The sequence below is a fragment of the Mycobacteroides sp. H003 genome (assembly GCF_001440135.1).
Taxonomy (GTDB): Bacteria; Actinomycetota; Actinomycetes; order Mycobacteriales; family Mycobacteriaceae; genus Mycobacterium; species Mycobacterium gwanakae.
Map to the genome: position 1 here is coordinate 77,504 of NZ_LJYL01000021.1, position 21,952 is coordinate 99,455.

Genomic DNA, 21,952 nt, shown 5'->3' on the forward strand with positions numbered 1-21,952 from the left:
CTATGGATTTCGCTTTCGCGGAGGAGCAGCAGGCTGTCTCCGACGTGGTCGAAGCGGTGCTTGCCGATCGGGAGTTCATCGGTGTGGTGCCCGAGGTTGGATATGACGACGGATTGTGGCAGTCGCTGGCCGCCAATGGGGTCCTGAGTCTTGCGCTGCCTGAACGGCTGGGCGGCGACGGACTGGGCCTGGCCGAAGTGTCGGTGGCGTTGCGGGTGCTCGGAAAGCACGGCGCTTTGACGCCGGCGCTGGCGACGCTCGGATTCGGCGTGGTTCCCCTGGTGGAGCTGGCCTCTGTCGAGCAACAGGACAGATTCCTCGACGGCGTAGGCTCCGGTTCGATCCTCACCGCGGCCCTCGATGAGCCAGGGTCCGCGCTGCCTTCGTCGCCCTCGGTTTCCGCCGTGCGCGAAGGTTCCTCGTTGGTGTTGAACGGCCGCAAGATCGGCGTTCTACATGCGGCCGAGGCAAATTGGATACTTGTCACCACCGACAACGGCGTCGTTGTGGTGGCACCCAACACCCCGGGAGTGACGATCACCCGGACGCCGACGGCCAGTAAAGCCGCCGAATACGCGGTGACCTTCGCCGATGCCTCGGTACCCGATTCGGATGTGTTGGGCGGGTCTGTTGAGCGTGTGAACGAGCTCGCCTTGGCGGCGGTCGGTTCCTATGCGGACGGATTGGTCTCGGGTGCCCTGCGCCTGACCGCCGATCACGTGTCCAACCGGGTGCAGTTCGGCAAGCCACTGGCTACCTTCCAGGCGGTTTCGCAGCAGCTGGCAGACGTGTATGTGGTCTCGCGCACGCTGAATCTCGGTGTCACGTCTGCGGTATGGCGTCTCTCTGCCGGGCTTGACGCGACGGAGGATCTGGACGTCGTGGCGTTCTGGATGGCCGCGGAAGCGCAGCGAGTCATGCAGATCTGTCATCACCTGCATGGTGGTCTGGGCGTCGACATCACCTACCCGATGAACCGCTACTACTCGACCATCAAGGACCTGAGTCGTCTGGTGGGTGGGTCCTCCGAGCGCCTCGACGTTCTCGCTGCGGCCCAGGTTTAGGAGCCAGTGATGCTGATAGATCTCACGCCGGAACAGGCGAAGTTGCAAAACGATCTGCGACAGTACTTTTCGAATCTGGTTACTGCCGATGAGACGCGCGAGATGATGGTCGACCGCCACGGCTCGTCCTATGAGGCGGTGGTGCGGCGGATGGGTCAGGATGGCTGGCTCGGTGTGGGCTGGCCTAAGGAGTATGGCGGGCACGGATTCGGTCCGCTGGAGCAGCAGATCTTCATGAACGAGGTCATGCGGGCCGACGTGCCGATGCCGTTGGTGACGCTGCAAACCGTCGGTCCGACGCTGCAGAAGTACGGCACCGAGGTGCAGAAGAAGAAGTTTCTGCCCGGAATCCTCGCGGGTGAAATACATTTCGCCATCGGATATACCGAACCGGAAGCCGGGACAGACTTGGCGTCGTTGCGTACCACCGCGGTACGCGATGGCGATCACTACATCGTCAACGGGCAGAAGATCTTCACCACCGGTGCCCACCAGGCCCAGTACATCTGGTTGGCCTGCAGGACAGACTCGGATGCGCCCAAGCACAAGGGAATCTCGATTCTCATCGTCGATACCAAGGATCCGGGCTACTCATGGACCCCGATCATCACCAACGATGGTGCGCACCACACCAACGCCACCTACTACTCGGACGTGCGGGTTCCGGTGGACATGCTGGTGGGTGAAGAGAACTTGGGATGGAAGCTCATCACCACTCAGCTGAACCATGAGCGGGTTTCGCTCGGACCGTCCGGCCGGATCGCGGGTATGTACGACCGCGTCTACGAATGGGCCGCCAAGCCGGGACACGACGGTGTGGCGCCGCTGGCGCATGAGGATGTGCGCCGGGTTCTGGGCGAGATGAAGGCTGTGTGGCGCCTCAACGAGCTGCTCAACTGGCAGGTGGCCTCGTCGGGTGATGACATCAGCATGGCCGATGCTGCCGCAACAAAGATCCTTGCCACCGAATGGATTCAGAAGCTTGGCCGGTTGAGTGAGGGTGTCGTGGGGCGCTATGGAGACCCCGCCGACGCGAACACTGCCGAGACCCTTGAATGGCTGGACGCTCAGACCAAGCGCCACCTCGTGATCACGTTCGGTGGCGGTGTGAACGAGGTGATGCGCGAGATGGTCGCGACGGCTGGTCTGGGTACTCCCAGGGTGCCGCGGTGATGAAGGCTTGCGCGAAGAACGGACAATCATGAGCGTCGTGGATATTCAGGACGGCTTCGCCGAGATCAAGGCCGCCGGACCCAGCGCCCCCCGTCTGGCGCGCGATCCGGTGAACCAGGCCATGATCAACAACTGGGTTGAGGCGATGGGGGACCGCAACCCGATCTACGTCGACGAGGACGCCGCGAAGGCCGCCGGGCATCCCGGTGTCGTCGCGCCGCCCGCGATGGCGCAGGTGTGGACCATGGCCGGGTTGTACGGCGAGCGCTCGGGAGACGACCCGCTGGGCCGGGTGATGGAGCTGCTCGATTCGGCGGGTTACCAGTCGGTGGTCGCCACTAACTACGAGCAGATCTATCACCGCTATCTGCGGCTGGGCGAGCAGGTCACCACCACCAATGAGGTGACCGAGGTCTTCGGGCCGAAGCAGACCGCGCTCGGCGAGAGCTGGTTCATCAACATCCACGCCGAATGGCATGTGGGCGATGAGCTCGTCAATGAAATGAACTGGCGCATCATGAAGTTCCGGCCGGGCGCTAAGAAGTCGGCCGAGGTGCCGGATGATCTCGATCCTTCGAAGCTGATGCGTCCGTCCTGGTCGAGGGATAGCGCGTACTTCTGGGAGGGTGTCGCGGCCCATGAACTGCGGTTGCAGAAGCGGCCCGATGGGTCGTTGCAGCATCCGCCCGTACCCGCTGTGTGGCAGGACAAAGACGCTCCGATCGAGTACCAGGTGTCCAGTGGGCATGGCACGGTGTTCAGCTACGTTGTGCATCACGCCCCTCAGGTGCCTGGTCGCACACTGCCTTTCGTGATCGCGCTGGTGGAGCTTGACGAGGGTGTTCGGATGCTGGGCGAGCTTCGAGGGGTATCGCCCGACGATGTTCAGATCGGGTTGCCGGTTCAGGTGACATATCTGGACTTCCCCGCCGAGGGGGAGAGCCCGGCATGGACTCTGTATGCCTGGGAGGCAAAGTGACCACCGTTGGCGAGAAGCTGCCCGAGCTGAAACTTGAGGGCACTCCGACGTTCATCGTGTCGACCGCGCTGGCCACACGTGACTTCCAGGACGTGCATCATGACCGTGACCTGGCGCAGGCGAAGGGGTCCAAGGACATCTTCATCAACATCCTGTCCGACACCGGTCTGGTCGAGCGATTCGTCACCGACTGGGCCGGACCTTCGGCTCGGGTGAAATCGATTTCGTTGCGTTTGGGTGTGCCGTGGTACGCCTACGACACCACGGTGTTCTCCGGCGAGGTGACCGCCGTCGATGACGGTGTCGTGGAAGTGGATGTGGTGGGCAACAACAGCCTGGGTGCGCATGTCACCGCCAAGGTGAAGCTGACGATCGGAGCAAGCGCGTGAGCTTGTCGGGTAAGGCCGCTATTGCCGGTATCGGTGCCACCGACTTCTCGAAGAAGTCGGGCCGATCCGAGTTGAGGTTGGCGGCCGAGGCGGTGCTCGATGCGTTGACGGATGCCGGTTTGTCTCCCGACGAAGTCGACGGCCTGGTGACCTTCACCATGGACTCGAACCTGGAGACCGCGGTCGCGCGTTCGACGGGCATCGGCGAGCTGAAGTTCTTCAGCCAGATCGGTTATGGCGGTGGCGCGGCTGCGGCGACGGTGCAGCAGGCCGCATTGGCGGTCGCTGCCGGTGTCGCAGAGGTGGTCGTTGCGTACCGGGCCTTTAATGAGCGCTCGGAGTTCAGGTTCGGTCAGGTGATGACGGGACTGAGTTCGACCGCCGACTCGCGAGGCGTTGAGTACAGCTGGTCGTACCCGCACGGGCTGAGTACGCCGGCCGCCTCGGTGGCGATGATCGCTCGCCGGTATATGCACGAATATGGTGCCACGAGTGCCGATTTCGGTGCGGTGTCGGTGGCCGACCGTAAGCATGCGGCCACCAACCCGAAGGCATTCTTCTATGGCAAGCCGATCACCATTGAGGACCACCAGAATTCGCGGATGATCGCCGATCCGGTGCGACTGCTGGACTGTTGCCAAGAGAGCGATGGTGGGGTGGCGATCGTCGTGACGACACCGGAGAGGGCCAAGGATCTCAAGAACCGGCCGGTGGTCATTGAGGCGGCCGCGCAGGGGTCCGGCGACGACCAGTTCACCATGTACTCGTACTACCGGGACGAGTTGGGATTACCCGAGATGGGACTCGTCGGTCGGCAGCTCTGGGACCAGTCCGGCTTGACGCCCAACGATATTCAGACCGCGATCCTGTATGACCACTTCACGCCGTACACCTTGTTGCAGCTCGAAGAACTCGGCTTCTGCGGCACGGGCGAGGCCAAGGACTTCATCGCCAACGGCGCCATCGAGCTGGGCGGAAAGCTGCCGATCAACACACACGGTGGTCAGCTCGGCGAGGCCTATATCCACGGTATGAACGGTATCGCCGAGGGCGTGCGTCAGCTGCGAGGAACCTCGGTGAACCAGGTGCCCAATGTCGAGCACGTGCTCGTCACAGCGGGCACCGGTGTGCCGACGTCCGGCCTCATCCTGGGATAGCCGGCTCAGCTCAGAAACCTGGCGATGCCTTGCGCGATAGCCGCTGCCAGACGCGCCTGGCCGTCCGCGCTGGACAGCATCGCGGCGTCGTCGCTGTTCTTCATGTTTCCGCACTCGATGAGGATCGCCGGGTACTGAGCCAGGTTCAACCCGGCCAGGTCGGAACGTCCATACAGACCATCGTTTCCGCGGTAGGTCGACGGCTGGAATCCCGAGGCCTTGAGTTGATCGCGCATGGTGCTGGCCAAGCGCAGCGAGGGACCTCCTTGCGCTTCATTGATCGGTGGGTTCGAGTAGTTGACGTGGAATCCACGGCCATCCCGGGGGCCGCCATCGGCGTGAATGCTGACGATGGCGTTGGGCCTGAACGAGTTTCCGGTGGCAGCGCGCTCGTCGATGCACGGCCCGAGCGCGTTGTCATTGCCACGAGACAATGCGGTGCGAACACCGGCCACGGTGAGGGCCTGCCGGATGTGCAACACCACATTCCAGTTGAAGGTATGTTCTGGAAAACCTGAATCGGTTGCGGTGCCGCTGGTCTGGCAGTCCTTGGTGCGTCCCCGGCCGTCACTGACCTGCCGGGTGATTGAGCGGTCGTTGGCGCCGTTGTGCCCAGGGTCGAGGAAGACGATCTTTCCCGCGATGGGAGATTCCGCGTGGGCCAGGGCCGTGGTGGACAGCACGGCCGGCATGCTGAGTAGGACGGGCACGCTCGAGGCGTACTTGAGGACGTCGCGTCGCGAGAGGCAGCGGGACCGCTTGGCGGGACCGCACGGGGTGGTCTGCACGCCGGAAAGGTAGGCCCCGAACCTGGGATTTGAGAACCCGACATGTGGCTCGATTGAACTGTGACCGAGACGAGACCGTATCGCAGTCACAGCTTTCTGACAGAAACCGCGGCGATGCTTGCCCAGTGACTCAATCAAAGGCCGCCACTGCGACAGGCGCATTGACCCGCCTGCGCGAGGATGTCGTCGAGACCTTCCGGCCGCCGCGTCGGTGGCTCGAGGGATTGGGTCTGAACCTCGGCCTGGCAATCGCCTATCTGATCATCTGGCAGCCGATTGCCCAACATGGGCGCAAACGCGACTGGGCACTGCTGATCGGCCTGTACTTCGCGATGTTCATCTTCGCCGATGTGTCGGTGACCAACATGCTGGGTCTGGATGCCGATCGAGTCAGGCACGTGCTGCGGGGACATCGATCGCTTCTGTACGTCTTGCTGGTCAAGAACATCGCGCTGTTTCTTGTCGCCGGGCTGCCGACGCTCATCCTGACGGCTTTCTTGACCATCCACCGGCAGCAGGCAACCCAAACCGCGATCACCGTGCCCGATGTGGGCGTACACATCGTCAGCTGGCTTGGTCTGGGCAATCTGGTCTCGGTACTGCTGCCGATGGTGACGCGCCCGTTGCGCGAGCGGTGGCGGCAACGAGGGGACGTTCCAGCCACGGCGCGATGGCTCTTTTATCTAGCTCTACCGTACGGCGTCTACTACCTCGTTGCGCCGGTTGGAGGTATCCCTCGAGCCATCTTCGGGCGCAACGTTTTCCACTCCATGCCGCTCACCGAACGATCCCTACTGGAACTCGGCTTGGGTGTCGCCGTCTGGAGCATGGGCACCGCGCTGGCCCTGGGGGTGTACCGCTACCGCGGAATACGTTGGTACTAGCGCGCCGGACTAGGTGTAGGTGAGCTCCACGTCTGCGAGCGCGGCGGCATCCTCACGTTCGGCCACGACAGCCGAGATCAGCAGCTTGCCGTCTTCCTTCCAGATGCGGGTCTTGAGGGTCTCGCCCGGGAACACCACACCCGCGAACTTCGCGGCATACGACGTCACCCGCGAGGCATCCCCGTTGAGTGCGGAGTCAACCGCCGCCTTGCACACCACGCCGTAGCTGCACAGCCCGTGCAGGATCGGGCGGGGGAATCCGGCCGCCGCCGCGAAGGCAGGGTCGGAATGCAGCGGGTTGCGGTCACCGCAGAGCCGGTACAGCAGCGCCTGCTGCGGCAGGATGTGCGTCGAGACCTCAATGTCGGGCGTGCGGTCGGGAGTGCCGCCTGCGGCGGAGGGCCCTCTCTCGCCGCCGAAGCCACCCTCGCCACGTGCGAAGATCGACCGGCGGACCGTCCAGAGCGGTCCCTGGTCATCGGAAGTCGTTGTCTCCGTGACGATGACGGCTGCCTTGCCCTTATCCCAGATCTCCACGACCTTGCCCTCGGAGCGGGCCGAACCCGCGGGCGGCAAGGGACGGTGTGCAGTCACCTGCTCGGTGCCGTGCAGGATCTTGGCCAGGTCGATCTCGATACCCGGGAATGACACCTTGGGTGGCTCCACCGTGTGGAAGCCCGAGGCCACGGTCGCGAACGTCGGCAGCACCTGCGGAGTCTTGTCCTGCAGGTAGCGCAGCTCGGTCTCGCTCACCGGGTCGGCGCCCGCACCGATGGCCAGGTGATACAGCTGCACATCGGATGCGGTCCACGAGAATTCTGCGGGCTCGACAGCAGCGCCCAGAGCGATATCGACGTTGATAGGCATGAGCTGACCCTACTTCCCGGCGATATCGAGCGCCGCGAGGTAGCCCCATGTCATGGCCGGACCAATGGTGGCGCCGGGGCCGGCGTAGGTGTGACCCATCACCGGGGTGCTGACATTGCCTGCGGCGTAAAGGCCTTCGATGATGCTGTTGTCATCGCGCAGCACCCGGCCCTGGACGTCGGTGCGCACGCCACCCTTGGTGCCCAGATCGCCGGGCACCATCTTGGCCGCGTAGAAGGGCCCCTTCTTGAGTTCACCCAGATTTGGATTCGGCTTGTTCGTCGGGTCTCCGTAATAGCGGTCGTAGGCGCTCTTACCGCGGCCGAAGTCCTCGTCGGTACCGCTGCGGGCGAAACCGTTGAACCGGTCGACGGTCGCCTTGAACTCCTCGACGGGCAGGTTGGCCTTCGCCGCGAGCTCTTCGATGCTGTCGGCCTTGACGATCACGCCGGACTCGATCCACTTGCTCGGAATCTTTTGTCCCGGCTGCAATCCGGCGAAGATGTACCGGTTGCGGTACTCCTGGTCGAAGACCAGCCATGCGGGCAGGTTCTCGCCGGGTCCCGCGCCCTGGCCGTACTCGCCTCCATACATGCGGTGGGTGGCCTCGACGTAGGGCAGCGACTCGTTCATGAACCGCTTACCGGATGCGTTGACGATGATGGACCCGGGGGAGTTGCGCTCGGACAGCGCGAACCACGGCCTGCCGACCAGCGGAACCGTTGGGCCCCACCACGAGTCCTCCATGAACTCCAGCGCGGCGCCGAGCTTTTCTGCTGCCAGGATGCCGTCGCCGGTGTTGGCCTTGGCACCGACCGTCCACTCGGTGGTGATGGGGGCGCGCTGGTACTTCACGCGCATCTGCTCGTTGTGCTCGAACCCACCGGAGGCCAGGATGACGCCCTTGCGTGCCCTGATGACCGTCGGCTCGGAAGCCTCCGAAGAACCGCTCTCACGCACGTAGACGCCTTTGACCGTGCCGTTCTCGAGGTAGAGATCGGTCAAAGCGGTGTTGAGCTTGACCGGAACACCGGCGTCACGCAGGCCGATGCGCAACGCGGCCGAAAGGGCCCGTCCCATGCCGACGAGTTTCTTGCCGGTGCCCTGCGCCCAGAAGGTGCGCACGCCCACGCGCAGGCTGCGCAGCACACCACGGGGATGGCGCTTGAGCTGGTTCAGCCGCACGTAATCCTGCTGGCGTACGACGACATTCAACGGGACCTTGCCGTAGGGAGGCTCCAGGTTGGGCAGCTCGTCGCCAAGCTTCTTGGCATCGAAAGGCTTGGGTTCCACCGAGCGGCCAGTCGAACGCCCGCCGGGGGCCTCGGGGTAGTAGTCGGAGTAGTTGGGCACCCAGTCGAGCTTGAGCGGAGAGTTGGCCAACACGAACGAGAGCATCTCCGGGCCGCGATCGAGGTAGGTGTCGATCTTCTCGCGGGGTACGACATCGCCGATGATGGTGTAGAGGTACTCGCGGGCCGCCTCGGGGGTGTCGCTCTGGCGGGCCTTCTTGAGCACCTCGTTGTTGGGGATCCAGACGCCGCCACCGGAACGCGCGGTAGATCCGCCGAAGTGGGGGGCCTTCTCGATCAGCACGGTGCTCAGCCCGTTGTGTGCCGCGGTGAGCGCCGCAACCATGCCGGCGCCACCACTCCCGACGACGACGACGTCGTACTCCTGCTCAGTCATGTAGAACACGTTATAGAATTGAGGCGGCCCGGCGCTACCGGCGCTGGCCTGTGGTTTCACCGTCTCGACACTTTGATGTTGCGGTGAAAACAGAAACTTGTTGCTGTTTTGGCCAAATGACGGTGAGGGAGGCCTAGTGCCGGGTGATGTCGAGGTGCCCGCGGTGTCTTCCTCGGATGTCGTCATCGTCGGGTACGGGGTCGCGGGGGCGGCCGCCGCACTGGCCGCCCTGGAACGCGGCGCATCGGTCACGATCCTGGAACGGTTCGACGGCGGCGGGGCTTCGGCCATTTCAGGGGGCATTTACTACGCCGGAGGTGGCACCAATATTCAGCGTGACGCCGGTGTCGAGGACACCCCGGAGCTGATGATGGAGTACCTGCAGCTTGAAGTCGGAGACGCGGTGAAGCCCGAGACGCTGCAGAGATTCGTCGACGGTAGCGCGGACACTCTGGATTGGCTCCAAGGTTACGGAGTGCCGTTCGAAGGTTCGCTGGCTCCGTTTAAGACTTCGTACCCCACCAACGACTACTACCTCTACTTTTCCGGCAGCGAATCCTCCGGGATGGCGCGAGCCGTCACCCCGCCCCGTCAACGCGGACATCGGGCCTTTGGCCGGGGCGTGTCCGGTAAGGCGCTGTTCGCACCGTTGGCGGCCTCCGCGGAGCGTTTGGGTGCCGATGTCTGGCGGCAGACCCGGGCCACCGGCCTGATCGTGGAGGACGGTCGTGTCGTGGGAGTGCGCGGCGTGACGCTGAAGGACGCGCCGGGCTGGGTGCGGCGGGCGTACTCGTTGTTCACGCGGTACGCGACCAAGCCGGGCATCTACTACCCGCCGATGCGAAAGGTGCTGGAAGGACCGGCGTACGCGCTGGAGCGCCGGTTCGCCAAGCCCTTCGAGATCCGGGCGAATGACGGGGTGATCCTGTCTTCGGGTGGGTTCATCGCGAACCGCGAACTCATCGAGCGTCATGCCCCCGCCTATCGGGACGGGTTGCAACTCGGCACCGCCGGTGACGACGGGACCGCCTTGACGCTCGCGGAGCCGTTGAACGCGGCCACCGGGCATCTCGACGAGATCTCGGCCTGGCGGTTCATCGTGCCGCCCGCGGCCTTCCTCGGCTCGCTGTTGGTGGATGCCAAGGGGCAGAGGATGATTGACGAGTCCCGATATGGCGCCGCATTGGGTAAGGAGATCGTGCGCACGGCAGGAGGGGTGGGCTATCTGGTTGCCGACAAGGCGCTGGTGAAGCGGGCCCGTCAGCAGTTGGGGTCGCAGACCCTGTGGTTTCAGCGGATCCAGGCCGAAGCGTTCCTGAATGTGGGGCGCAGGAAGGCCGGGTCCATCGAAGAACTGGCTGCCAAGGCCGGCATCGATCCGGAAGGATTGGCGCGCACCGTGTCCGAACATAATCGGGCCATCGCCGACGGCACCCCTGACCCCCTCGGCAAGCCGGACGATATTCGGGTTCCCGTCGCCGAAGGGCCGTTCTATCTGTTCAACGTGTCCATCAAGACCAACATGCTCAATCCGTGTCCGATGCTGACCCTTGGCGGGCTGGTGGTGGACGAGGAGACTGGTGCCGTGCAGACCACATCGGGCGCGGCGATCCCCGGGCTCTATGCCGCCGGACGTGCGGCGGTGGGTATCTGCTCCAATTCGTATGTGAGCGGATTGTCCCTGGCCGACTGCGTCTTCTCCGGACGGCGGGCCGGGACTGAGACTGGGAGACACATAGATGCTTAGTTCCGAAGTTCGTGAGGCCATCGCCGCCGATTTGGCAGCGGCCGAGCGCACCCGGGTGGCCATCGCGCCGCCCACCGACACGTATCCGGATTTCGGTGTGGTCGACGCCTATGAGATCCAGCTGATGAACATTCGCTCCCGCCTAGCGGACGGAGCCAAGGTCGTCGGGCACAAGGTGGGCCTATCGTCCGAAGCGATGCAGAAGATGATGGGTGTCCACGAGCCGGACTATGGGCACCTGCTGGCCGATATGGAGCTGTTCGAGGACGTCGCGGCCTCCGCGTCCAAGTTCTTGTTCCCGCGGGTCGAGGTGGAGGTCGGATTCATCCTGGCCGCCGACCTGCCGGGTGAGGACTGCACCGAGGATGACGTGCTGGCGGCGACGGCCGCATACGTGCCGTCCATCGAGGTGGTGGACAGCCGGATCACCAACTGGCAGATCAAAATCTGCGACACCATCGCCGATAACGCATCCTCAGCCGGTTTTGTCATTGGTAAGCAACGTGTTTCGCCGAAGGACATCGACATCAAGTCGATCGACGCGGTGCTGACCTGCAACGGCGAGAAATTGGCTGAAGGCAGAAGCGATGCGGTGCTGGGTAACCCGGTGACATCGGTGGCGTGGCTGGCGCGCAAGGTGGCTTCGTTCGGGGTGCGCCTGCGCGCCGGTGACGTGGTGCTGCCGGGTTCGTGCACGCGGGCATTCGATGCGCATCCGGGGGACGAATTTTTGGCTGAGTTCGCCGGACTTGGTTCGGTCCGACTGGCTTTTGAATAGCCGAGGTAGAGGAGAACGTATGGGTAGCAAGGCATCTGTAGCGATCGTCGGTTCGGGAAACATCAGTACCGATCTGCTGTACAAATTGCAGCGGTCTGAGTGGCTGGAACCGCGGTGGATGATCGGCATCGACCCCGAGTCCGAGGGCCTCAAGCGTGCCCGCGGCTTCGGGCTGGAAACCTCGCATGAGGGCGTGGACTGGCTGCTGGCGCAGGATGAGAAGCCCGACTTAGTGTTCGAGGCGACATCCGCGTACGTGCACAAGGCCGCCGCGCCGCGCTACGAGGAAGCCGGTATCCGGGCGATCGACCTGACTCCGGCCGCTGTCGGGCCGGCCGTGGTACCGCCCGCGAATCTGCGTGCGCACCTCGATGCTCCCAACGTCAACATGATCACCTGCGGTGGCCAGGCGACAATCCCCATCGTGTACGCGGTCTCCCGCGTGGTGGAGGTGGCCTACGCGGAAATCGTGGCGTCGGTTGCGTCGGTCTCGGCGGGTCCGGGTACACGTGCCAACATCGACGAATTCACCAAGACCACATCGAAGGGTGTGGAAGTGATCGGCGGTGCCAAGCGCGGCAAGGCGATCATCATCCTCAACCCGGCCGACCCGCCGATGATCATGCGCGACACCATTTTCTGTGCCATCCCGGAGGATGCGGATCGCGATGCGATCGCCGCGTCAATTCACGACGTGGTGAGCCAGGTGCAGCAGTACGTGCCCGGATACCGGCTACTCAATGAGCCGCAGTTCGATGAGCCGTCTGTGGTCAATGGGGGTAACCACGTCGTCACCACTTTCGTGGAGGTCGAGGGTGCGGGAGACTTCTTGCCGCCGTATGCCGGAAACCTGGACATCATGACCGCGGCCGCGACCAAGGTCGGCGAGGAAATCGCCAAAGAACTTCTATCAGTGAAGGTTTCGTAACATGGGTTCGGACACCAGCACTCAGCTCTTGGGCACCGACGGCGTCTTCTTCGACGCCGCGTGGGATGTGCGGATCACCGATACGTCATTGCGCGACGGGTCGCACCACAAGCGTCACCAGTTCACCGCCGACGAGGTGCGCGCGATCGTGGCCGCCCTCGACGGTGCCGGTGTGCCGGTCATCGAGGTGACCCACGGTGACGGTCTTGGTGGATCGTCATTCAACTACGGGTTCTCCAAAACCCCTGAGCAGGAACTGATCAAGCTCGCCGCGGAGACCGCGACGAACGCCAAGATCGCCTTCCTGATGCTGCCGGGCGTAGGTACCAAGGAAGACATCATCGAGGCACAGGGCAACGGCGGCTCCATCTGCCGTATCGCCACTCACTGCACCGAGGCTGACGTGTCGCTTCAGCATTTCGGTCTGGCGCGTGAGCGCGGGCTGGAAACCGTTGGCTTCCTGATGATGTCGCACACCATCTCGCCGGAGAAGCTGGCGAAGCAGGCCCGGATCATGGCAGACGCCGGATGTCAGTGTGTGTATGTAGTGGACTCCGCGGGCGCATTGGTGCTCGACGGTGTCGCCGACCGGGTGGCCGCGGTGGTGGCAGAGCTTGGCAACGATGCGCAGGTTGGTTTTCATGGGCACGAGAACCTTGGACTCGGTGTCGCCAACTCCATCGAGGCGGTGCGTGCCGGGGCCAAGCAGATCGACGGCAGCACAAGGCGGTTCGGTGCTGGTGCCGGTAATGCTCCGGTGGAGGCGCTGATCGGTGTCTTCGACAAGATCGGCGTGAAGACGGGCATCGACTTCTTCGATATCGCGGACGCCGCCGAAGAGGTGGTCGCACCTGCGATGCCGGCCGAGTGCCTGCTGGATCGCAATGCGCTGATCATGGGCTACAGCGGTGTGTACTCCAGCTTCCTCAAGCACGCCATCCGGCAGGGTGAGCGTTACGGGGTGCCCGCACACCAGCTGCTGCACCGCGCTGGTGAGCGAAAGCTCATTGGTGGGCAGGAGGACCAGCTCATCGATATCGCATTGGAGATTCAGCGCGAGAACGCCGAAAAGAAGTCGTAGTCGCGGCTCGCTATCGCCACCCCTGCTGCGGTCGTGATCGCGCCGTCGTGCGCGCGGGGGCAGGGGGGTGTCGATCAGGTGCTCGCGCACCCGGGCAGGGACGGTTGCCTGGGTTTTGGTCGAAGACCAGATGCGCCCGCTCGGGAGCGGGAGCTCAGCGTCATACGGCGACCGCGGGCACTCGCGGTGGCTTAGCCAGTACGGCCTGGTTGCTCGTAAGGCTCACCCGCAGGCCCTGCTCAGTGGTTACCGCCGGGACGGAGCCGATGCAGGATCGCACCGAACGCTGCGAGGACATCGCCATCTCGCTTAAGCTGCTGGTTGAGTGCGGGGGTTTATTTGGTTGGGTAACCAGTCTTGGTACCCGTGCGCTAGCAACTGAGTACGATCGAACTCTACGAGTATTTGGCGATTGAGGAAGGGGAGGGGGACGTTGCCCAAGCAGGATCGTGGTGCACCGGCCCGTCCTCCGTGGCTGCCCGAAGAAGACGAACAACGTGGGTTTCTCCGTTCGTTAAGGCGCAAGAAGCGCAACGCGGACGATCCCGAGTCGAACGAGGACTCGTTAACCCACGAGACCGGGCACTCCTCCGCTCCCCAGACTCCGGCGCAGAAACCGGTCACCGATTCCGTCCTGCCGCCAGTTGAGAAGCACGCTGCAGTCGCGCCTCGGGAAGAAACGGCCAACGGGACGACGCCGGTGCCCAACGTGTCGAAGTACTACACGCCGCCCCGTGCGCCCGAACCGACCGAGCAGCGCCCGCTGACGGCCGCGCAGGAGCCGCCGGCCACCGAGTCGAACGAGAACGTCCCGAAGCCCGTATCGGCTGAGCCTCGGATCATCACGAGTCCCATTCCGGAGATGAAGCCGGAACCACGGCCAATATCGCAGGTCGAGCAACCGCAGGTGCCTGCGTCCGATGAGTCCCCGGCAATCCCGGCGCCCGAGCCTGCCGCGCCCGGAGCCGCCCCGGACGTGGAGGCGGTTACCCCGGCCGCGATCGAAGCGCCCGCGGACGTCGCAGATTCACCGGAACCCGCGCCGGTGGCTGTACCGCAGGCGGAGCCGAGTTCACCCGCGCCTACCGCTGATCAGCGCCGCGAGGAGTCCGCCGGCACGGACCCGTTCTCGCGTTTCAGCTTGCTCGAAGCGCAACTGCGCCAGATGAGCCTCGACGAAAGCATCACCGACGCCGAACTGGAGCGTCATCGGCGCCACGCGATGCCCGAATCGGAGGCCACACCCGCTCCGGAGGCCCGCGGTGCACTCAGTTTCACGCCGCCAGAGGCGGTCGATGAGGACGAGGGCGTTGAGGACGAGGCCGTTGAGGACCTAGCGGAGCCCGCGCAGGTGGCTCCAGACACGCAATCCGCGGGGCCGTCGCCCGCTCCTGCGCTCGGGTTCACGCCCCCTGAAGCGATCAACCAGTCGTTTTCCGAGACGGAGGAGCCGGAGCCTACGGCCGCCGTGCCGGACGCCGAGTCCGAACCGGAACCGTCTACAGCGCTTACCGCCGACCCGCTGCCAGAAACGCCCGAGCCCGATGCTCCCGCCGTCGGGGGCCTGGTCCCAGAGCCGCCGGCGGAGGAGGAGCCCACCCCGGTATCCGAATACCCCGCGGAACCGGTAGAGGCGGCGCCGGAAGCACCGGAGCCTGCAGATGCGCCCGAAATCGACGACGTCGATGCGAGAGCGGCTGCACTGCTGCAGCGCATCGAAGCTAAACGTGCCGAGCTCAATGAGGAATTGGCCGCGCACGACGCGGCCGACGCGGACGTATCGGTGCCCGAGCCCGAACCCGCGCCGTTTGTACCGATGATTGCGCCGTGGGCCTCGGTGCCCGAAGTCGCCGGGACCGAGAGCACCGAGCTCAGCACCGGTGCCGAAGAAGCCGCGGAAACGGAAACAGCGGAAGCGGCGGCGCCTGAACTCGAGGGATTTGCGCCTCTGGTCGACGAGGACATCGTCATCGACCTGCCGGCAGCGGTGTTCGAGGAGACGTCCGCTGACCCCGCCATTGAAGACGTGGTAGGTCCAGAGCCCGAACTCTCGGATGAGTCGAACGCTTCCGTCGAGCAGGCGCCGGACCCACTGCCTTCCGGCGAAATCGCTGACACCGCCGTCGAATCGACGGATGACGCGCCGGTGACGCCCGATAGTTCTTCCGAAGAGGCTGCGGTAGAAGGTGATTCACATCTTCAGGTGAACCAAGGCGATGCGCATTCGCCGTGGGAGGCCCCGTCGGCTACCCCGGAGTTCCCGGTGGCGGAACTGCCAGCGCAACCCGCCTACTACGTGCCGCCGCCTGCGCCGCAACACGCCGTTCCGCCGCAGCCTGGACCCGAGCATCAGCCCGCGGCTCAGGCACCCCCCGGATGGAACCCACGTCAGCCGTACCCGGGGCAGTGGCCGCAGGGCGCTCCACAGGCTCCGGAATCATTTGGTGGACAGCAGTTTTCGCAGCAGCCACCTCCACAGCCCACCAGTGTTGAGGGTCAATGGCAATGGGTGCCGCAGCAGCCGCAGGCGCCTCAGTCCCCGGTGTCACAAGAGCAGCTGCCTCCGGGTTACGTGCCACCGCCGCAGGGAGCGGCACCTCCCCCCAACTACCGTGGGCCGCAGGCTTACCGGATGCCGCCCTCGCTCGACGAAGCTGAGGTCATCAACCGCGGTCGTTACGCGCCCCGGTCCGGCTGGCGCAAGGCGGTGCACAGGTCCACCGGAGGCCGGGTCAATCCGGGCGATTCGCGTAAGGACCGTGAACAGGACCAGCTGCTCGCCAGTATTCGGCAGCCGATCCTCGGCGATTACCGCATCGCGGTGCTCTCCATTAAGGGCGGTGTCGGAAAGACAACCACCACACTGGGATTGGGTTCGGCGTTCGCGACAATCCGTACCGATCGGATCATCGCTGTCGACGCGAACCCCGACCGTGGCACCCTGGCTGAGCGAGTGCGCGACAATTCGACGCAGTCCACCGTCCGTGACCTTCTCAAGGACCGGAACATCAGAAGTTACGCTGACGTGCGCAACCACACGCGGATGGCGACAAGTCGTCTCGAAGTACTTGCCAGTGAGCAGGATCCGGCGGTATCGGAGGCTTTCGGCGAGGTCGACTACCGCAATACGATCGACATCCTGCAGCGGTACTACAACATCATTTTGACCGACTGCGGTACGGGAATCATGCATTCGGCAATGGCGGGCGTGCTCGACCTTGCTCACACCATTGTGTTGGTGAGCTCGCCGGCCATGGATTCCGCGCGTAGTGCCTCGGCTACCCTCGATTGGCTTATGCAGCATGGACATTCGGCGCTGGTGCGTGAAGCGCATGTCGTCTTGAGTGCCTCACGTCCTGGATCTGCGGGGATCAAGCTGGACAAGGTCTATGAGCATTTTCAGGCGCGTTGCCGTTCCATTCACATGATCCCGTTCGATCCCCACCTCGCCGAAGGCGCCGACGTCGACTTCAATCTGCTCAATGCGGATACCAATGCCGCATACCTGAAGCTGGCAGGCGCGATCTCCGAGAGTTTCCCGCGGCTTCGCATGCGCGGCGACGAGCAGCGATAAGACGAAAGAGGCAGGACAGCAAGATGGTTGACGCTAGAGACGCCCGGCGGGCTTTTGCCGCCGGTGTGCTCTCGATTGGTATCCCAATCGACCGTCTGGTAACGGACCACGATGTCGTGCTTGGCAATGATGGCGAAGTGATCTGATATGGCTGACTCCCAAGACAACACACCTGACTCGCCGCCGCCGAGCGGCCCGTGGCGCGAGCCCATCGCTGACGGGCTGGGCGGCGGGGACACCAAGGGCAATCCGTTCCGCCGGTCCAAGAACCCGAACAACCAGGAATTCGTGCCGCCCAGCGCCGATTACTTTCCGCAACCGACGCTCAAGCCGCCGCCTCCGCTGCCGAAGACTCCCAAACTCTCACGGCGCCAACGGAACCATCAGCGTCCGATGAATCCGATATGGGAACCGGATCCACTGAGCGCGTACGGCATGCCGCAGTACCAGAACCCGGCGCCTCAAGCTCCGCCTCAACAGGGGGCGCCGCAGCCTCCGCCACAGGGATACGGTGCGCCGGCCCAGCAGCCCCCGCAGAACTACTACGGGCCGCCGCCACAGAACTATTACGCACCCCCGGCGCCCTCCGCCCCACCGCCGGGGCCGCCGGCTCCGGCGGAACCCGTCACGCCCACTGCGCCCCCTCCTAACCCGGAGTGGGCAAGTCAGCTGCCTGCTTGGCCCACCTCTGCGGTGGTGCCGGAGTCTTCGGCCGGAGCGCCTCCTACCGAACAGTCTCAGGTCCGCAGTGAGGAAGAGGCGCCCAGGGACGAAGCACCTGACGTCGAGGTGCCCGCCGAGGTGCCCCCGCCCCCGCCCGTTGCGCCGGCACCCGCGCCCCAGATCAGGCCCGATGATGCGTCCTCGATGATTCCGGAGGGCAAGACACCGTGGGGTGGGCAAGTGCCCCAAACACCGCCCGCACCAACGCCACCCGCGCCGTCGTGGGCACCGGCCCCACCTCTGCCTCCAGCCCCGGTGGCCCCTCCGGCGGCATATCCTCGAGCGGACTGGAACGTGCCGGCGGCGCCGCAGCGGGCCCCCTTTGTTCCCGGTCAGACGCCGTTCACGGCTGCCCGCCCCGAAACGCCCGTGTATCGGCCGGCGCCGCAGCCCCCGCAACCATCACGACCACAGGGGCCCAGCCACGACCAGCTTGGTCTCATCAGGTCAGTCAAGCCGCTGCCGAGAAGCGGGTGGCGCAAGGCCGTTCACCGACTCTCGGGTGGCGCGATCAACCCCGGCGAGTCGTCGGACGAGTCGCATCGCAGCGAGTTGATCGACCGAATCAACCTGCCCGTCCGCGGTGACTACCGAATCGCCGTGTTGTCCTTAAAGGGCGGCGTGGGCAAGACCACCACTACGTTCTCGTTGGGTGCCACCTTTGCCTCGCTGCGCGGTGACCGTGTGATCGCCGTCGACGCGAACCCGGACTTCGGGACGCTTGCTCAACGCGGCCCGGATGAGACACGTTCCACCGCGCGAGACCTGTTGCGCGATCCTGATATTCACCGATACTCCGACGTGCGCAGGCACACGTCGCAGAGCGCGAGCCGCCTGGAGGTGCTGGCCTCCGAACGCGATCCGGCGGCCTCCGAGCTGTTCTCCGAAGCCGACTATTTGGCGGTGATGCGGATCCTGCAGCGGTTCTACAACATCATCCTGACCGACTGCGGTACCGGACTCATGCACTCGGCGATGGCCGGCGTGCTCGGTGAGGCCAATGCCATTGTGTTGGTGACCTCGCCGGCCATCGACGGTGCGCGTAGCGCCCTTGCGACCCTGGATTGGCTTGATCACCACGGGTATTCGCACCTGGTGCGGCAATCTGTGGTGGCCATTAGCTCGTCACGGCCGGGTGCTTCCTCGATCGACCTCGAACAGCTGAGCCGGCATTTCCTCACGCGGGCCAGGGCGGTGCACATCGTCCCGTTCGACAACCATCTGTCGGAGGGGTCGGAGATCTCGCTGGATCTGATGGGTAAGAAGACCCGGCTGGCGTTCATGGAACTGGCGGCCTCGGTGGCCGATGGCTTCTACGAGGGCGGAAACACCCGGCAGACCAGCTGGGGCTAGCGCTCCAGTTCGTCGGTCGTCATCAGGTCGTCGCGAACGCTGCGTTCGTGATAGGCCAGCCGTGCAACCCGATGCGCGACGACGGGGGCGGTGATGATGGTGAACAGCCCGGTGAGCACAATCATGCTGACGTCGGCGTGCCCGCGCAGCCGCAGCGCGGCACCCGCCAGAACCAGCAGCAGTCCCAACACCTGAGGCTTGGAGGCGGCGTGCATGCGGGCCAACGTGTCAGGAAATCGCACCACGCCGATCGCGGCGGTCAGGGCCAGCGCGGAACCGAGTAACACCAGCGCACCCGAGATGCCGTCGAGAAGAGTGTTCATCGTGGTTGCCTCTTCTCGTCGCGTGGGTCGATCGCGGTGTCGGGTACGCGGAATCGTGTCACGCTCACCGAGCCGAGGAAACTGATGAGAGACAGCGCGACCATCCCGTACAGCACAGTGGAATCCAGGCTGTAGGCCGCCCATGCGGCAAGCGTGCACATGGTGACGGCCACCAGGGTGTCCACGGCGACAAGCCTGTCGAGCGTGTTGGGGCCGGCGAGCAGCCGGTATGTGGTGATGGTCGCCGCGGCGATGAGCAGCACGGCCGCGATGTGCCATACGACGTTCACAGTCCCTCCCTCATCTCGGACTCGGTGGTGTCATCGTCGGGATGCCAATCGGCGTCCCGTTCGAAGGCTGCGATGAAAAGTCTTTCCAGTTGCCGCAGTTGGGCGTAGAAAGTCGCCACAGCCTTGGGCGAGCCCACATCCAGCACGTGCACGTACGCCAGCCGGCGTTCCTGGTCTATTTCCAGGACCACCGATCCCGGGATGATGGTCAGGGTGTTGAGCAGAAGCGCCATCACCAAGTCGGACTTCACCGAAAGCTGGGCGCGCAGTACGGCACTCAACGGTGGTGCGCCCGGCCTGATCGCCAACCATGCCACCTGCAGACTGGACAGCACCATGTAGTACGCGACCGTGAAGGCGAGCCGGATCATCGAACCGACATGCAGGCGGCCCTCCACCGGCAGCCGGGGCATCGGTAGCAGCACCGTGATGACCAGTGCCACCAGCAGCCCGGTAACGGTGTTGGCGACGGAGAAGTTTCCCCACAGCATCGTCCATACCAGCATGAGCCACACCAAAATCCAGATGCGCAAGACAATTTCGCGAGGGCCGTACATCGTGAGGCTTTTCATCGAGGGCCACCCCCGAGGACCGCGCTGATGTATACCGCACGGTCACGGACCTCGGCGGCGGCACGATCACTCATGCCGATGATCGGACCGGCGAATATGGTCAGCGCCACCCCGACCGCGATCAAACCCAATGTGGGCGCCAACATGCCGGCCGGCATCCGGCCTACGTCGGCACGGTCGACAAACGCAACCTCTTCTCCGTCATCGAGAAGCGCGGACGGTGTCGCCGCGGCGAGATCGCCCTCCGGTGCGTCGGCGCGCGGCCGCCAGAACGCCTTGGTCCACACCCGTGCCACCGCATACAGGGTTAGCAGGCTCGTGATGGTGCCCCCGGCCACCAAGGTCCAGGCCAGCACCGAGCCCTGCAGCGACCCTGCCTCCAGTAATGCGACCTTGCCGATGAACCCCGAGAACGGCGGTATGCCTCCGAGGTTCAAGGCCGGCACCACGAACGCGAAGGCCAGTAGCGGGCTGGCGGCCGCTAGACCACCCAGGCGATTCAGCGATGACGCCCCTGCCTGGCGCTCAATGAGTCCCACCACGAGGAACAACGTTGTCTGCACGATGATGTGGTGTGCCACATAGTAAATAGCGCCGGACATGCCGAGCTCGTTGGACAGCGCGATGCCGAAGATCATGTACCCGATATGGCTGACCAGGGTAAAGGACAGCAGTCGTTTGATGTCACTCTGCGCGATGGCGCCCAGGATGCCGACGATCATGGTCAGCAGCGCGGCCACCAGCAGCACCGTGTTCAGAACTCCACCCGGGAAGAGCAGCGAATGTGCGCGAATGATGGCGTACACACCCACTTTGGTGAGCAAGCCCGCGAAGACCGCGGTCACGGGTGCGGGCGCGGTGGGGTAGGAGTCGGGTAGCCACGTCGACAGCGGGAAGACCGCCGCCTTGATGGCGAAGGCCACCAACAACACCGCGAAGATCGCCATCCGGGTACCCGACGGTATACCGTCTGCGCGGACTGCGATTTCGGCCATATTCAATGTTCCGGTTGCCGCGTAGACGAACGCGATGCCCAGCAGGAAGACCACCGAGGACATCATCGAGACCATCACGTACGAGATACCCGCCCGCACCCGGTCACCGCTGGCGCCGATGGTCAGGAGCACGAAGCTGGCGGCCAGCAGTACCTCGAAACCGACATACAGGTTGAACAGGTCGCCGGCCAGGAAGGCATTGCAGACACCTGCGGACAGCGCCAGGTACGTGGGCATGAAGATCGACACCGGCTGGCGCTCGTCACCGTCCCGAATACCCTGCGCCGCCGCGTACAGCACCACCGCGAGCAACACGATGGCCGAGACCACCAGCATCAATGCCGAAAGCCGGTCCACCACAAGGGTGATTCCGAGCGGCCCCAGTTTCTCCTCGGTAGGCCCCCAGCCCCCGACCGCCAGTGCGAAGGTGCCGTTGCGATCTGCCAGGTAGAGCAGTACCGCGCAGACTCCGAGCACCGTGGTCAATGCCGTGACGGTGATCAGCAGTTGCAGTCGTGGGCGACGGCCCGCGATCAGCGTCAACGCTGCCGCGGCGGTCGGCACGAGGACCGGGAGCGGGGTCAGAACAGCCATGGCG

19 protein-coding genes are annotated in these 21,952 nt (G+C 64.5%); 12 read left to right on the forward strand and 7 right to left on the reverse strand.

Features of this window, described 5'->3' with window-relative positions; all coding sequences use genetic code 11:
* The first annotated feature begins 2 nt into the window (after positions 1-2).
* From AOT87_RS15610 to AOT87_RS15630, 5 genes are read left to right on the forward strand one after another with little or no spacing between them, the layout of a single operon-like run.
* Positions 3-1,064 carry an acyl-CoA dehydrogenase family protein gene (locus AOT87_RS15610; RefSeq protein WP_057967091.1) on the forward strand — a complete coding sequence of 354 codons (1,062 nt, stop codon included), beginning with the start codon at positions 3-5 and terminating at the stop codon, positions 1,062-1,064.
* Between the two features lie 9 nt (positions 1,065-1,073).
* Positions 1,074-2,237 carry an acyl-CoA dehydrogenase FadE29 gene (gene fadE29 / locus AOT87_RS15615; RefSeq protein WP_057967090.1) on the forward strand — a complete coding sequence of 388 codons (1,164 nt, stop codon included), beginning with the start codon at positions 1,074-1,076 and terminating at the stop codon, positions 2,235-2,237.
* Between the two features lie 28 nt (positions 2,238-2,265).
* Positions 2,266-3,216, forward strand: a complete 951-nt coding sequence (locus AOT87_RS15620) for an OB-fold domain-containing protein (protein ID WP_057967089.1) — start codon at positions 2,266-2,268, stop codon at positions 3,214-3,216.
* Positions 3,186-3,605, forward strand: a complete 420-nt coding sequence (locus tag AOT87_RS15625; protein WP_057965253.1) for a MaoC family dehydratase — start codon at positions 3,186-3,188, stop codon at positions 3,603-3,605. Before AOT87_RS15620 ends, AOT87_RS15625 begins: the two co-directional genes overlap by 31 nt.
* 2 nt (positions 3,606-3,607) lie before the next feature.
* Positions 3,608-4,762, forward strand: a complete 1,155-nt coding sequence (locus AOT87_RS15630) for a lipid-transfer protein (RefSeq protein ID WP_030095736.1) — start codon at positions 3,608-3,610, stop codon at positions 4,760-4,762.
* Between the two features lie 5 nt (positions 4,763-4,767).
* Here the strand turns inward: AOT87_RS15630 and AOT87_RS15635 are convergent, their stop codons facing one another.
* Positions 4,768-5,454 (reverse strand): Rv3717 family N-acetylmuramoyl-L-alanine amidase, encoded by a 687-nt coding sequence (locus tag AOT87_RS15635; RefSeq protein ID WP_030095735.1) that lies wholly within the window; start codon positions 5,452-5,454, stop codon positions 4,768-4,770.
* Between the two features lie 221 nt (positions 5,455-5,675).
* Between AOT87_RS15635 and AOT87_RS15640 the strand changes: the two genes are divergently transcribed.
* Complete coding sequence (locus AOT87_RS15640) at positions 5,676-6,434, forward strand: hypothetical protein (RefSeq protein WP_057967088.1); 759 nt, start codon at positions 5,676-5,678, stop codon at positions 6,432-6,434.
* 9 nt (positions 6,435-6,443) lie between these two features.
* Here AOT87_RS15640 and AOT87_RS15645 read toward each other — a convergent pair whose 3' ends face one another.
* Together AOT87_RS15645 and kstD are read right to left on the reverse strand one after the other, a co-directional pair.
* Entirely contained in the window at positions 6,444-7,301 is an 858-nt protein-coding gene (locus AOT87_RS15645) for a MaoC/PaaZ C-terminal domain-containing protein (RefSeq protein ID WP_057967087.1), read from the reverse strand.
* A gap of 9 nt (positions 7,302-7,310) precedes the next feature.
* Complete coding sequence (gene kstD / locus AOT87_RS15650) at positions 7,311-8,999, reverse strand: 3-oxosteroid 1-dehydrogenase (protein ID WP_057967124.1); 1,689 nt, start codon at positions 8,997-8,999, stop codon at positions 7,311-7,313.
* Between the two features lie 88 nt (positions 9,000-9,087).
* Between kstD and AOT87_RS15655 the strand changes: the two genes are divergently transcribed.
* The 6 genes from AOT87_RS15655 (at position 9,088) to AOT87_RS15680 (ending at position 19,174) form a co-directional block, all read left to right on the forward strand.
* On the forward strand, positions 9,088-10,737 hold the full coding sequence (locus AOT87_RS15655; protein ID WP_081346282.1) for an FAD-binding protein: 1,650 nt from the start codon (positions 9,088-9,090) through the stop codon (positions 10,735-10,737).
* The gene (locus AOT87_RS15660; RefSeq protein ID WP_030095730.1) at positions 10,730-11,515 is read left to right on the forward strand and encodes a 2-keto-4-pentenoate hydratase; all 786 of its coding nucleotides are present in this window, start codon (positions 10,730-10,732) and stop codon (positions 11,513-11,515) included. The genes AOT87_RS15655 and AOT87_RS15660 overlap by 8 nt, the downstream gene beginning before the upstream one ends.
* 19 nt (positions 11,516-11,534) lie before the next feature.
* Entirely contained in the window at positions 11,535-12,443 is a 909-nt protein-coding gene (locus AOT87_RS15665; protein WP_057967085.1) for an acetaldehyde dehydrogenase (acetylating), read from the forward strand.
* A 28-nt stretch (positions 12,444-12,471) separates the two neighbouring features.
* Positions 12,472-13,524, forward strand: coding sequence for a 4-hydroxy-2-oxovalerate aldolase (gene dmpG / locus AOT87_RS15670; RefSeq protein ID WP_044104937.1), 1,053 nt, complete (start codon positions 12,472-12,474; stop codon positions 13,522-13,524).
* Positions 13,525-13,957: 433 nt separating this feature from the next.
* Positions 13,958-17,098 (forward strand): AAA family ATPase, encoded by a 3,141-nt coding sequence (locus AOT87_RS29080; RefSeq protein WP_057967084.1) that lies wholly within the window; start codon positions 13,958-13,960, stop codon positions 17,096-17,098.
* A 147-nt stretch (positions 17,099-17,245) separates the two neighbouring features.
* Complete coding sequence (locus AOT87_RS15680; protein WP_057967083.1) at positions 17,246-19,174, forward strand: MinD/ParA family protein; 1,929 nt, start codon at positions 17,246-17,248, stop codon at positions 19,172-19,174.
* On the opposite strand, the gene mnhG is transcribed toward AOT87_RS15680, so the two are convergent.
* Genes mnhG through AOT87_RS15700 form a run of 4 tightly spaced genes read right to left on the reverse strand, consistent with a single transcriptional unit; the run spans position 19,171 to position 21,948 of the window.
* Positions 19,171-19,497 (reverse strand): monovalent cation/H(+) antiporter subunit G, encoded by a 327-nt coding sequence (gene mnhG, locus AOT87_RS15685; RefSeq protein WP_046252462.1) that lies wholly within the window; start codon positions 19,495-19,497, stop codon positions 19,171-19,173. The genes AOT87_RS15680 and mnhG overlap by 4 nt on opposite strands.
* On the reverse strand, positions 19,494-19,787 hold the full coding sequence (locus AOT87_RS15690) for a monovalent cation/H+ antiporter complex subunit F (RefSeq protein WP_057967082.1): 294 nt from the start codon (positions 19,785-19,787) through the stop codon (positions 19,494-19,496). The genes mnhG and AOT87_RS15690 overlap by 4 nt, the downstream gene beginning before the upstream one ends.
* A complete protein-coding gene (locus AOT87_RS15695; RefSeq protein ID WP_030095723.1) occupies positions 19,784-20,359 on the reverse strand; it encodes a Na+/H+ antiporter subunit E in 576 nt (191 codons plus the stop codon). Before AOT87_RS15695 ends, AOT87_RS15690 begins: the two co-directional genes overlap by 4 nt.
* The gene (locus AOT87_RS15700; protein WP_057967123.1) at positions 20,356-21,948 is read right to left on the reverse strand and encodes a Na+/H+ antiporter subunit D; all 1,593 of its coding nucleotides are present in this window, start codon (positions 21,946-21,948) and stop codon (positions 20,356-20,358) included. Before AOT87_RS15700 ends, AOT87_RS15695 begins: the two co-directional genes overlap by 4 nt.
* Between the last annotated feature and the right edge of the window lie 4 nt (positions 21,949-21,952).